The following is a 13,282-nucleotide window of genomic DNA, read 5'->3' as shown; positions in this document are numbered from 1 at the left end:
GAAGAACCGGGAGACTTCCGTGGAGAACCAACTCCTTTTTCTAATCGTTGCCGCCATCGGCCTGGTTGTCGGTGTGCTGCTTACTTGGCTGCTGACCCGAGGCAGGACCGCTGCCGCTGTCGCGCAGGGCAAAACAGGAGCTGCCGTTGATCTCGCGACGGCCAACGAACGGGCTCGCGCACTTGAGGCAGAGCGTGCGCAGTTGATCCAAGCTCAGGAGACGCTCAAAGCGCAGGCGGCCGAATGGCGTGAGGCGCTGGACCTTGCCCGCGACGAACGCGCCCAGCTCAACGAACGAGCCTCTCGTGTACCGACGCTGGAAGCGCAAGTGAGCACTCTGCTCGATCAGCAAGAGGTGAGTCAGCAAGAGATTCTGCGGTTGGCGACCAGCGAAGCGGAGAAGGCACAGTCGCTTCAGTCGACGTCCTCCAGGTTTGTCGAGATCGAGCAGTCCCTAGCAGATGCGGAGCGTAATCTGATCACAGCCTCGACTGCATTGCAGCAGTCCAACGAACGCCGGGCCACCCTGGAAGCAGAAGCCGCCCGCATTCCGACCCTCGAACGAAAACTGGCCGCTTCGGAACAAGAGCTGACCGAAACGCGCCAGCAGGCCGCCGACCAGCGGGAGCAATCCGGCGGCATCAATGCCGAACTAAAAGCAGAACGCGATGCTCACGCCACGTTGCGCACTGATTGGCAGGCCGAAAGATCCCGACGTGAACAGGCGGAAGCACAAGTTAGTAGTCTCACAACGGAACTGGCGGAGCTGACCACCCAGCTGAACGCCGAGCGCAGCCAAGCCGAGGAAAAACTTGCTCTGCTGCTGGAAGCCAAGGAAGCCCTGTCAAATCAGTTCAAGAGCCTTGCCAACGACATACTAGAAGAAAAGACAAAACGGTTCACTGAGCAGAACCAGACCAATATCGGCCAACTCCTAGATCCGCTCAAGGAACGGATCACCGAATTCAAAGCCAAGGTGGAGGAGATTCACACCAAGGATACCGAACAACAGGCCACGCTCAAGGCCGAACTCGCGCAACTGAAAGACTTGAATCGCCAGATGACCGAAGAGGCGCATGGACTGGCAACCGCCCTCAAGGGACAGGCTAAGAAGCAGGGCAACTGGGGCGAACTGGTTCTCGGCAATGTCCTTGATCGCTCTGGGCTGCGCGAAGGCAAGGACTACAAGCGTGAGGTTAGCTTTAACACAGAAGAAGGTCGAAAGCGCCCGGACGTGATCATCAACTTGCCGCAGGCCAAGCACCTGGTCATAGATGCCAAGGTCTCCCTGAATGCCTACACACGGTACGTGAACGCAGAGGACGATCTAGTCCGGCAGCAAGCACTACAGGAGCATGTCAGCGCGGTGGCGAGCCGGATTCAGGAGCTGTCTAACCGTGTCTATTTCGATCTGCCTGGCCTCAACTCACCCGAGATGGTGTTCATGTTCATCCCGATCGAATCGGCTTTTGCTGAGGCGCTGCGGGCCGACGAGAGTCTGTTCCAGAAAGCGATCGAACGAAATGTGCTGGTGGCGACGCCGACCACCTTGCTAACAAGCCTGAACATCGTGCGCCAGCTTTGGCGCTTTGAAGAGCAGAACGCCCATACCGCTGAACTCGCAGACCGTGCCGGCAAGATATACAAGAAACTGGTCACCTTTCTGGCCAGTATGGAAGCCGTGGGCCGGCAACTCGACAAAGCGAAGGAATCCTTTGGTACGGCGATGGGCCAGCTTGTCACCGGCAAAGGCAATCTGATCGGCCAGGCCAAGGAATTCGAACGGCTCGGCGTCTCGGTGCAGAGCGCCTTGCCCGAACACCTCGTAGCGAAAGCGGCCTTGGAGCTTGAGTATCTGCCCGAGGCCGCCGACGAAACACAATTGGGAACCACTCCACAATGATCACCAACCAACTCAAGAACGACATCGACCGTCTGTGGACGGAATTCTGGACTGGCGGTATCACCAACCCGCTCACAGTTATCGAGCAGATTTCCTTCCTGATGTTCGCACGCCTGCTGGACATCGATGAGACTCGCTTCGAGAAGCTTGCAGGCCGCACTGGCAAATCGCCCCACAAAAATTTCGCTCCGGACCAGCAAAGCCTGCGCTGGAAGAACTGGAGCGAGTACGGCGGCGAGGAAATGCTGCGTCATGTGCGCGACCAAGTGTTTCCGCACCTGCGCGACCTGGGGGGCAAGAACACTACCTTCGGCGAATACATGAAGGACGCCACCTGCCTGATTCCCAAGGCCAGCTTACTCAGTTCGGCAGTAATACAAATCGGCCTGTTACCTCTCGGTAACAGCGACATCAAGGGCGACCTTTACGAATACATGCTGAGCAAGCTCAGCACCGCCGGCATCAACGGCCAGTTCCGCACCCCCCGACATATCATCAAGCTGATGGTGGAGCTGCTTGATCCGAAACCGACCGAAGTGGTCGGCGACCCAGCCTGCGGCACGGCGGGTTTTCTCGTCGGGACTATGGAGTACCTACGCAGGCAATACTCATCGCCGGAATTGGTGGAAACCTTCGAGGACGGCAGCAAGGGCTATCCCGGCGACCGTCTAGAGCCCTACCGGGAGCACATCCAAAACAGCCTGTTCCACGGCTTCGACTTCGACGTGACGATGCTGCGCATCGCGGCCATGAATTTGATGCTGCACGGCGTTGAGAACCCGGACATCCATTACCAGGACACCCTCTCCAAGCAGTTCCCCGAGAAGTTCAGCCACCAGGCTGAAGCCGGCTTCGACGTCATCCTCGCCAATCCCCCCTTCAAAGGCAGCCTGGATGAAGAAGACGTGCATCCATCGCTGCTGAAGAAGGTCAAGACCAAGAAGACCGAATTGCTGTTCGTCGCGCTTATCCTGCGGATGCTCAAGAACGGCGGCCGCTCGGCCACCATCGTCCCGGACGGCGTGCTGTTCGGTTCTAGCAAGGCGCACATGGCCCTGCGCCAGCACCTAGTCGACGAGAACCAACTGGAAGCCGTGATCTCGCTGCCCTCCGGCGTGTTCAAGCCCTACGCCAGCGTTTCCACCGCGATCCTGGTGTTCACCAAAGGTGGGCGCTCCGATGGCGTTCTATTCTACGACGTGCAGGCCGATGGTTTCTCGCTCGATGACAAACGGCAGGAGATTGCCGATAGTGATCTGCCCGATGTGCTTGCCAAGTTTCAACAGTGCCGTGCTGACGGCTCCGTATTTTCGGATCGTACCGCCAAGATGTTTGTGGTGCCGGTCGCAGACATCCGTACCAACAAATACGACTTATCGGTCAATCGGTACAAGGAGGCGGTGCATGAAGAAGCGAAGTTTGATTCGCCCGCTGAGATTCTTGGTCGGTTGAAGGCACTGGAGTCCGAGATTCAGGCGGATATGGCGGAGTTGGAGGCGTTGCTATGAATACGCCGCTTCGCGTGCCGCTCATGGAAGTGGCTCCTCCCACTCCTTCGTCGTGGTCCCCGTCGCCAACGGAAGACGTATGGTTACTCAACCTCGACCAAGTCGAGCCAATGTCCGGAGCAGTACTCTCTCGCCGGAAAATTAAAGCGGGGGACGTTCCCACCTCGACGGTGGCATTCGACGATACGCATGTGCTGTACTCCAAGCTGCGGCCGAATCTGAACAAGGTAGTTTTGCCTTCTGCCGCAGGGTATTGCACGAGTGAATTGCTGCCACTAAAGCCCGATCCACGTCGGTTGGATCGTGTATATCTTGCGCACTATTTGCGATCTACAGCGTTCGTAGCGTGGGCCGTTTCGCGAACGGACGGCGCAAAGATGCCGCGAGTCAAAATGGATGCTCTTCGCGAGCATTGCATTCCTGTATTGGAACTCACTACGCAACGCCGCATTGCCGCTATCCTCGACAATGCCGATGCCATCCGAAGGAATCGCATCAGAGTGGTTTCGACAGTGGACGAATACTTGCACTCGGCTTTCTTTGAGCTTTTCGGTGATCCGGTTGGCAACTCGAAAGGGTTGCCAGAAAAACCCATCGCGGACATTGCAACGGTGACGACTGGCAATACCCCCTCGCGTGAAATCGTGGCCTACTACGGCGACCACATCGAGTGGATCAAATCAGACAATATCAATACACCATCTCATTTCCTTACCAAGGCCACCGAGGGTCTATCGGAAGCGGGTCTGCGTGTTGCGCGGACAGCTCCTGCCGGATCGACTCTGATTACCTGTATTGCGGGCAGCCCCTCTTGTATTGGTAACGCTGCGCTTGCGGATCGTGCAATTTCCTTCAACCAGCAGATCAATGCGCTCACTCCCAAGCCAGGCATCGAGCCAGAATTTATCTATGCCGTAACGCTGTTTTCAAAAGCACGCATTCGGGCCGCATCCACTAACGGAATGAAGGGAATGGTAAGCAAGGGAGCGCTGGAGCGGGTCCGCTTTATCCTTCCACCAAAAGATCAGCGTGAGAAATTCGTTGGCATTTTTCGGAAGGCCATGGCATTGACGAAAAGGCTTGAATACGCATCACGCCAAGCGGAAGAGCTCTACGGTTCCCTTTCACAAAGGGCCTTTCAAGGGCAGCTATAAGGATAAGAACCATGGCGATTGACATCGATTCAATCAGGGAAGCTTTCACCGCGCAGCGCTATGCCCGTACCCGCAACACGGCCAAGCTTGAAGAGTACCAAGCGCCGACCACTGGCCAATTCCTTTACTTCTACAAGGAGCGAGACCTTTCGTCCTCGATACAGGTCGTCGTGCATCCCGACCTGAAGTTCGAGTCATTTGTGGGATTGCCCGGAGTCACCTGCCAGAAACCAGATCAATTCCGCCATGGCAGCAACATGCGCCAGTTCCCTAAGCGAAGACATCGCGGTGAAGGCGAAACGCCCTATGGCCGGACGCTGGAAATTGAATCGCTGGAGGCGCTGGCACGTTTCCTCCAGTTCTTCGACACGCCGGCCGGCAGCGAGCGCGAAGGTACCGATCAACCACCGCGCCTGACGGCAATCGAACTGGAGAATTTCAAGGGCGTGGGCGAGCGCGCACGTATCGAGTTGGCACCTATCACGCTGCTGTTCGGTGCCAACAGCGCGGGGAAGAGTACCATCCTGCAAGCTCTTCAATATGTGCGTGAGATCCTTGAACGCCGCAACGCCAACCCGGATCGCACACTCTATGGTGGAGAGTTTGTTGACCTCGGTGGTTTCCGTAATCTCGTCTATCAACGCGACCTCTCGCGCCCTATTCGCATCAAGCTCGAAATGGCGCTAAACCGTTCTGCCCTGCCGGATCTTGTGCCGGAACCCTGGGAGGATTGGCAAGCGTGGCAGACCGATGACGAGGAAGGCCTTTGGGAATTCCACAAGCTGGTGCAGGAAACCCGCGACAGGGTCGAAGCCGTAAGCGTGCAATTGGAAATAGGTTGGAGCGCAGTGCGGCAGACAGCGGTTGTGCTGGGCTATGAGGCAGGAATCAACGGTGAATGGCTGGCGCGCATTACGGCAACTGAGGACGGGCGCGACGTTTCTATCCGCTTGAACAAGGACAACCCCATCTTCCTGCGCCATCATACTCAGGACGAACTCGATATCTTCGATGCGCTGGATGACTGGGTCGACCTGCGCGACTTTGGCGATGAGTCAGTCGATACGGCGGTGCTGGTCCCAGAAGAGGTGGAAGGCAACTACGCCTATTCGGTGCTCGGCTCCATCCTCACTGCAGTACGCAACGCGGGCATGGAACGCCCAGGGCAAGGCTTGCGCCAGTGGCTGACGGGCTTCGATAGTGCCCTGCCGCATCTCGGCGAATTGCTCTCCATTTCAGCCGCCGCAAGCGGCGGTTCGGCGAACATCTACATAAGCCGAGAATTCACAGCCTTCGTGTCGTCTCTGGTCGTTGGGCCAGGGGTGCTAATCCGCGAGCAGCTGAGAAAGTTGCGCTATCTTGGACCGATTCGTAACGTACCCGAACGCGATTTTGAAGCATCTCTTACGCCTGATGAAGCGCGCTGGGCAGACGGCACCGCGGCGTGGGAAACCCTACTGACGGGCAATGCCTCCCTGGTAGAGGACGTAAGCGCATGGATGGCCGGCGAGGACCGGCTTGCTACTGGCTATGAAGTGGAGCGACGCGGCGTTAAGGAAGTCGATGTCGGAACGCTTAACTGGCTGATCCGTGCAGCCGACCCGGATGCCGGAGTACGCAGCGATCCCGAGCTGTTGCGCGGACTGGAATTGATTCCGGAGAGGCAACGCCTCGATCTGGTGGACGCCAAGACTGGCATACGCGTTCAGCCTAGGGATATCGGCATCGGCATTTCTCAGGTGCTGCCAGTTGTTGTGGCTGCGCTTGAGCCCTCCGCCACATTGGTGGCAATCGAGCAGCCGGAATTGCATATCCATCCCGCTGTGCAGGTCGGCCTCGGTGATCTCCTGATCAGGGGTGCTAAGGAACATGGCATCAACTTCCTGATCGAGACCCACAGCGAGCACCTGATCCTGCGCTTGTTGCGGCGAATTCGCGAGACCACAGAGGGGAAGTTGCCGCCGGGACATCCACCTACGTCGCCAGATACGCTGGCCGTGTACTACGTAGAGAGCGCTTCGGGTGGGGTCAAGCTCACCGAGCTGCCGACGGACGAAACAGGCGAGTTCACCAAGCGCTGGCCGAAAGGATTTTTCGACGAGCGAGAGCGAGAGTTCTTCGACGCACCTCCGGAAGACATTGACGATCAACTGCAGAGGTTCTTCCCGCAATGATTTTCGAATACGCCATCTCACCAAGCCTGTTCAACACCGATGACCGTATCGCCCTGCTGGCGACATCCCTGGGCATGGATCATGGAAGGCTGGTTTCCGACTTTCCGAAGGATAAGTGGGAGCAGTTCGCTCTTGCGTTTATCAAGAGGGACGCGCAGGGCGAAGTCCAGCTCAAGGCGTGGAAAGAGTGCCTGTTCTCCTTGAAGAAGCGAGCTGCCATCGTGCGTCGGCAAGCTGCGGGCTGGGATCAATCGCGAAGCTGGTCGGAGAATGCAGTTGAGGAACATCAGCGCCACGGGTTTCAGGCCATCGTCGATGAAAAGCCGAATCCGGACTGCGCAGAGGTTGTACAACTTGGTGTGCCCTTGGCCATGTCTGCCTTGTGGGCAGCGAGGGGTGATCGCCACATAGACCGCCAGGCAGCTGCCATGGTTGATCAGATTCGGCCGCTGCTTGACATCTCAGGCACGATCGTCCTGATTGACCGCAATTTCTCTATCGACGGGCGCTTCACGAATGTGCTCGCCAAATTGGCCAACTATGTGGCTAACGCGAAAAAGGGGCCCAAGGTCGCCCAAATCAAGTATGTGATTTCCGACGCAGTCTATTTACCACCCGAGATGCAGCAGCGATGTGTCGCAATCTTGTCTGGCCTCCTGCCGGCCGGCGTTTCGGTGAAATTTCTGGTCAAGCAAAAATCCAAGCTTCACGATCGCTTTGTTCTGACAGAGCGTGGTGGGCTCGATTTCGGTACCGGTCTCGACGAGGGGGCAGGCCAAGTGCTCGTCAAGCGTCTCGGGTATGAAGCTTGGATGAAGGAGTGGAATGAATGGGATAAGGACTATTACAACGCATTCGAGATCAAGGCGTGAGCAACACTGCGACGGCCCTGTCCTCCGGTCTTTGATGCCGTATGTCAAAGGTGGTGCGTCCTTGGTCGAAACAATTGTTGCTTTGTCTGCATTGGGCTGCGACCCGGGTATAGCGGGGCCTTCAGGCATAAGGTTGGGCGAACGGCACTATTAGGACGCGCTGCCGCCGGCCCACCTGCTTGTGCCGACCATCCATTCCGGCCGACAATTTGCCGGTGATCTCCCCGCACGGGCGCCAGAGGTACGTAACCAGCGGTTCATTTGGGATCTGTGTAAGAGTCTATTTTGGGTTGCAGACTTTGGCCATCGAGCGTTCCAGGTCGGGATGACACTTCCTCGGCACGGAAAGCCGGCAATCCGCATGACCACATGGAAGGAGGTGCCGTTAGATGACCTCTGCAAATTTCAGTCTCTGCGAACTCGTCAGTCCGAAACATCTCGACGAGGGTCAACCATTCTGGCGTTACAGTTGGCTGGCGCCCCGTTGTGCTGCATACAACCGCTTGGGCCAGCCCTGCGGCAACTTGGCGCGTAAGAACACCGGCTACTGCTACCTCCACAGCGGCGACAAGCGGCCGCGCTGGATGCGCAAGCCACGCGGCCCCGACAATCCTCAGCGGGCGCACCGGCGCGCGCTGGAGCACCTCTGGCGCCAGGATCCGTGGGTGCCGGGATTTACCTGCGTCCTCGACAACGAAGCGCGCGAAGTGTTCCTTCGCTGGCTGGAAGGGCATCGCGTCCGTCTGGACTGGCTGGCACCGGCGCTGGCGAACTGGCTGATGTGGCAATTTGTCGGGCTGGTGCGACGCCGGCAACTGGATGCGGGAGAGGCCGATGACGTTATTGCAAAACTGCGCGAGCGCGATGCTGCGATAGCGGATCCACCGGCAGGCGGCAGTGGCATTGATATGACGGCGGAAAGCGATGCATTCGCGTGGCACCCCCGTTTGTCTCTGAATGGGACCTGGAGCCGACCGCGCGCTGGTGCACGCAGCCACCCGGCTACGTTGAAGAATGAGCTGGCAGTCGAGCCGGAGAGGCAGGGTGGCCGGCTTGCGCCACCGTGGATGCCGGGGGTTGGCCCGGCTCGCCTGACATCAGCCGAACTGATGGAGCTGGCCCACGCGGCGGAGCGTGATCGTCTGTTGGGCGGCGATCGGGAAATGCTCAAGGCACGCAGGGGAATCGAACGGGCCCGGCGGCTACGCTTGGCTGTGTGATTGAGCTGGTATGGCCATGGCCACCTTTCGTCCGTCCGCGGACTCGTCTGCTGAATAAGGCTGATGGGTCAGTTCAGCGAATCGCAAGGAAACGCAGAGAATCGCGCCGGAATCGCAGGGGTTTGCGACTCGCCAAACCCAAGCTGGGTAAGGGATAGCGGGAAAATAACTACATAAATCACACACATACACACTCAATACTCCTTCAGTTCTCTAGGCGTGTATAGATGCCTGGCTGCGACTTACCGGCAAAAAATGCCGGAAAGCCACGCCCGGCTCGGCTTGGGCGAGTCGCAGCGGCTGCGATCCGTTGCGATTCACTCGCGCGCGCGATGCGTCACGTGTCCACCACCACCAGCACGGTAGTCGGCTTACCACCACCCGGCGGCTCGACCGCTCCAACTGACACGGCGTCGACGGATTCCAAATAGGCAAGCGCGGCGATGAACTGGTTCAGGCCAAGGTGGCTGTAGTTCAAGGCAAGACGACGCGGCACCAATCCTTGCTTGAGCAAAGCGGCTTCGTTTGGCTTCGCGTCTCCGTGATTGCCGTCCCGGAGCCGTTTGCAGATCATCAGTACCTTGCGAGCGTCGGCCAGCACGGCCGAGTCGCTAAGGCGGTGCGCCGCGAACGCCAGTAATTCCGAGTTCGACGCCTCTACCAGCGCCTTCGCCCAGGCCACATGATCGGCGCGGAGTACCGGATGGGTGGGTGCGTCCCAGAAAGCGAGGACGGCGGCGATGCGTTGGATCTTCTCGAAGCTTCGGGCCAGCAGCATCCCCTCCAGCGCGTCCGCGGCACCTTGGCGGCTGTCACGGTTGATCTCTTCCAGGCATGCCATCAGGGCTTGCGTAGCTTCTGGACTCTCCGCAAGCACGATGTCCCGGGCGACCGGCGCCGCATTTTCGCCGGCGGTGCCCGCGGAGCCGCCGACGTCAGTCGGGGGGGATACGGTTGCGGTCTGCACGGTCGGCAGCATTGCCCGGACGTCGGCCGGCAAGGCAAATGCCTTGGCTCGCCGTTGATCGATGGCCTGTTCGTCAATATGGAACAAGGCTCGACCGATCAGTCCTTCCTCGATGTTGATGAGTCGTACGCTGGAGGAAAATCGTTCCGGCGTGGTGAAAAGCAGCGCGTTCAGGCAAGGGTGGAGCACTGACATCCGAGCATCCTTCGGCCTTGGCTTGCCTCCGTTGCCGAGGCGACGAAGGTGATACACGCCCGCGCTGTTGGAGTACAGCTTGAGCAAGACAGCCAAGGCACCAACGAGCCAAGGGGCGGCATGTGAGCCGTTGGCGGCCGCCAGGAGATGCCCGGCTTCATCGACCAACATGAGATACGCCCGGTAGTCCTCCAGATCGTCCTCGATTCCGGCATTGGATGCGGGCGGTCCCGTCACCGCGCTGCCGGCGGCGTGGGCCAGCTCGCCCGCAGCACAGGCCAACACATCCTTGCCCGCGCCGGTCGGCATCAGGATGATGGTGTAGAGGTTCAGTCGCCCGCCGCTCTCCAACCGTACATGTCCGTTACACGCGCTGGCCATGCTGGACAGGGTCGCCAGCATCGCTCCCACTGGGCGAGGCTTGGGAGAAGCCTCCAGGACAGCGTTGACTGTGCACGCCATCGGCCCGGGGAAGGGCTCGGGCCATTTCGCGATAGGCGTCGCAGGAAGGGGGCTCGCTGAAATGGCATCCGGCTGGTTGATGGCATGGAACACGTCAGCCGGAGCGGGAGGGCCGAGATAATAGGACGTGTCGGTGCCTGAGTCGAACACGAACGGCCGTCCGTTGCTGTCGAGGTCAATGAAGGCAGCCTGCGTATGAGAGCCGCGGAAGGGTGACTGGATGCGCGTATGCTTTGGGTCTGCGGCGAGCCACTCGCTCACGGTGCCCGTCTTGCCATTGCAGAAGTCCAGTACGGTATCGAGCGTCAGCGTGTCGAAATCGCGCGTTACCAAGCCACCGCTGTGATCGCGGATAAGCTTCGCCGCAGACTTGGCATTGTGTTTGGCGATCTGCGCGTCAGTCAGGTCGGCGATGGCGTCGAGATCGAACGGCGATCCATCGTGCACTTGCACGTCAGGCGGCGCAATGGCAAGGCCCGCGCCGACGCTCGGCTGACCATCGAACACCAGTCGCCCCACCGTCAGTACGCTCGGATCGATGATCGTCGAGTTGTCATCACGAGGTGACTCACCGTTCTTGTTCGGCTTCTTCCACGACATGCCAGCAAGGCGAGCCCTTGCCAAGATTTGCTGTCGAATCGAATCGATCCTATTCAGATCGCCGGTCGCCCGCAGGAAAGTATGACCATTCCCGGCCCCGACCGGCGTGCCGTCGGGCCGGGTCACACGTGCAGAGGACGACGGGGTCCACACCCGCTCACAAGAGTCTGCTCCAGGCAGCAGTCGATTCACTTGGGACAGCCATGCGGCGTATGGAAGGACCTTGACGCCAAAGGCCTCTGGCGTGTGAGCATCCACGTCCCGGTCGAGCAGAATCCACTGCGTGGGCTCGAAGTTTTCCTTCAGCCGGGCAATGTACTTGTTGCCCTTGATGATGTGGACGCCAACGAGACGGGCCCGGTCGCCCGGGGCAACGCCGAGCATGCTAGCGAGATTGTCTTTCGGAACGATGTAGAACTCATCGCCAATTCCAATGCCTTTCACGGCATTCAGAATCAGGCCTGCATTGGGCGTTGCCATGATGGACAACAGAACATCAGCCATGGCTGATGCGTCGGAGACCCTCATCACTCGGGCGCGAGCGATGCTGAAGTTGGCGTGGGATTGCTTGTTGATGCTGTCATCATTGTTGAGCGTGAAGGCCTTCCCGCACAGAGTGGAGCTTTCAAAGACCGTAATGCAGTCGCTGATCAGCGAAGGCGGCGCCGAATGCGTTTGTGCTTGCTTTACCGGCTGCCCGCCCGCGCGTGCCTGCATGTTCAGCCAGGCACTTTCGAGGCTGCGGATCTTACGGCCAAGTTCGGGCGACGCTGGCAAAGGGCTGCAGACCAGTTCGTTCAACTGCGCCATCGTCCGGCAGAAGTGGGCGGTAAGGAACGCAGGGGGAATTTGCAATTTAGCCGCAAGCGCGAAGGCTGAGGCCATGTCTTCGGCGGCAGTCAGTGGTGCATGTGACGACATGAGGTCTCCTACGCGGGCTTGCCAGTGCGGCGCAGAAGTTCCTTGGTGATGCTCTCCTGGATGGCTCGCATTAAGCCAGCAGCCCAGACATCCGCGTGGCCAGCGTCGGGGTGCTCACGGAGATGGTCGTACAAGCCTTCAAGCAGATCATCTACGGCTGCTTGCCGCAGCTCCCCGGGCCAGCCGGACATAGCGTGAGAGAATTTCTGCAACTCCGGCTTTGCAAGCACCACGGCGGCAGGCAATACGTGCACAGCTGCATTGCGCTGGCGGACGATCCACCTAGACCTCGCGTCTTCAATGCGCCGGAGATCGTAGTATCCGACGCGATCACAGACCCGGGAATCCTCTTCATCCGTCCTCGGCTCGCGAGCACGAAACCGCCGATGCGGATTCGCGTCGAACCAATCGTTGTCGTCTTGCAGGACCTCCATTTCGTCCTCCACGAGGAAAGACAGTTGGTAATACATGTCCTCCTTCAGGAAGTCCATCTTCGAGGTCGGAGCCAAGTAGGCGAATGGGCGGCCGCGCGTTTTCGTGCGTTCGTAACAGGTCGCGCAAAGCGTCGTCAAAGAATGGCCGACGAACCCGATGCACGGGACCGTCCAATCCCTTCCGCTTACTCCGGCGCCGCACTGCTGGCACCGGTGACGACGCCAGTCCAAGAGATACGGCAGCACATCGGCAGTGCTCTTGGACCGATCGATCGGCGCGAGGAGCGGATGATCGACAAGGAAAAGCGTCGCGTTGTAACCGATGTCGTGATATTGGGTATTCAGATCCTGCGCAGGATCAGCGGTAGAATTTGACATGAGACCTCCTGTCGGCTGACGAGCTGACACCACGCCCGCGCGCGAACGCGGGCGTTTTTTTGTTTGCATTGGCTATACGATCTCGCGCTAGGCGGAGCGCAAACGTATGGTCATGAGATGCGCTTCTGCAGCGGAATTACCGTGTTGGCATCGGCCCAGGCAGACAAGTCGTTTGGGCGATAACGGACACCGCCCCCGATCTTGACGTAGGACGGCCCCTTGCTCGCATATCGCCACCTCTCCAGCGTGCTGGGCTTTACGCCGAGCACGACAGCTGCCTGAGGTTCTGTAAGGAAGATAAGCGGGAAGTCGGCAAGGAGTTGATTGTGCCAAACGGGCTTGAAACCGCCGGCAAAGCGCTTAGCGTTCGCGGTCATAGCAGCAACTCGCAGATCGGTGAAGATGCCGGCGAGCATTTTGTCGCCGGTGCGATGCCGCTCTTCAGGAGGTTGCAGTACGACTACCGGATCAGCCGGCTGGCAGTTGAGACTGCC

Annotated in this window: 9 protein-coding genes; 6 read left to right on the top strand and 3 right to left on the bottom strand. The window is 59.0% G+C overall.

Features of this window, described 5'->3' with window-relative positions; genetic code table 11:
• The first annotated feature begins 19 nt into the window (after nucleotides 1–19).
• The 6 genes from rmuC to GA566_RS11860 all read left to right on the top strand — a co-directional run bounded on the left by rmuC (nucleotide 20) and on the right by GA566_RS11860 (nucleotide 8,831).
• Nucleotides 20–1,903 (top strand): DNA recombination protein RmuC, encoded by a 1,884-nt coding sequence (rmuC, locus tag GA566_RS33670; RefSeq protein WP_202126690.1) that lies wholly within the window; start codon nucleotides 20–22, stop codon nucleotides 1,901–1,903.
• Nucleotides 1,900–3,411 carry a class I SAM-dependent DNA methyltransferase gene (locus GA566_RS11880; protein ID WP_160472842.1) on the top strand — a complete coding sequence of 504 codons (1,512 nt, stop codon included), beginning with the start codon at nucleotides 1,900–1,902 and terminating at the stop codon, nucleotides 3,409–3,411. The genes rmuC and GA566_RS11880 overlap by 4 nt, the downstream gene beginning before the upstream one ends.
• The gene (locus GA566_RS11875) at nucleotides 3,408–4,565 is read left to right on the top strand and encodes a restriction endonuclease subunit S (protein WP_160472841.1); all 1,158 of its coding nucleotides are present in this window, start codon (nucleotides 3,408–3,410) and stop codon (nucleotides 4,563–4,565) included. Before GA566_RS11880 ends, GA566_RS11875 begins: the two co-directional genes overlap by 4 nt.
• 11 nt (nucleotides 4,566–4,576) lie before the next feature.
• A complete protein-coding gene (locus GA566_RS11870; RefSeq protein ID WP_237380152.1) occupies nucleotides 4,577–6,739 on the top strand; it encodes a DUF3696 domain-containing protein in 2,163 nt (720 codons plus the stop codon).
• On the top strand, nucleotides 6,736–7,611 hold the full coding sequence (locus GA566_RS11865) for a hypothetical protein (RefSeq protein ID WP_160472840.1): 876 nt from the start codon (nucleotides 6,736–6,738) through the stop codon (nucleotides 7,609–7,611). The genes GA566_RS11870 and GA566_RS11865 overlap by 4 nt, the downstream gene beginning before the upstream one ends.
• A gap of 389 nt (nucleotides 7,612–8,000) precedes the next feature.
• The gene (locus GA566_RS11860; RefSeq protein WP_160472839.1) at nucleotides 8,001–8,831 is read left to right on the top strand and encodes a hypothetical protein; all 831 of its coding nucleotides are present in this window, start codon (nucleotides 8,001–8,003) and stop codon (nucleotides 8,829–8,831) included.
• A 337-nt stretch (nucleotides 8,832–9,168) separates the two neighbouring features.
• On the opposite strand, the gene GA566_RS11855 is transcribed toward GA566_RS11860, so the two are convergent.
• The 3 genes from GA566_RS11855 to GA566_RS11845 form a co-directional block, all read right to left on the bottom strand.
• Nucleotides 9,169–11,976 carry a DUF3987 domain-containing protein gene (locus tag GA566_RS11855; RefSeq protein ID WP_160472838.1) on the bottom strand — a complete coding sequence of 936 codons (2,808 nt, stop codon included), beginning with the start codon at nucleotides 11,974–11,976 and terminating at the stop codon, nucleotides 9,169–9,171.
• An 8-nt stretch (nucleotides 11,977–11,984) separates the two neighbouring features.
• Complete coding sequence (locus GA566_RS11850; RefSeq protein ID WP_160472837.1) at nucleotides 11,985–12,788, bottom strand: hypothetical protein; 804 nt, start codon at nucleotides 12,786–12,788, stop codon at nucleotides 11,985–11,987.
• A gap of 110 nt (nucleotides 12,789–12,898) precedes the next feature.
• Nucleotides 12,899–13,204, bottom strand: a complete 306-nt coding sequence (locus GA566_RS11845; RefSeq protein ID WP_237380150.1) for an AlpA family transcriptional regulator — start codon at nucleotides 13,202–13,204, stop codon at nucleotides 12,899–12,901.
• Between the last annotated feature and the right edge of the window lie 78 nt (nucleotides 13,205–13,282).

Source organism: Cupriavidus sp. SW-Y-13, assembly GCF_009793345.1.
Lineage (GTDB): Bacteria > Pseudomonadota > Gammaproteobacteria > Burkholderiales > Burkholderiaceae > Cupriavidus.
Note: the sequence above shows the minus strand (reverse complement) of the source record. Positions and strands in the feature narration are given on the sequence as shown.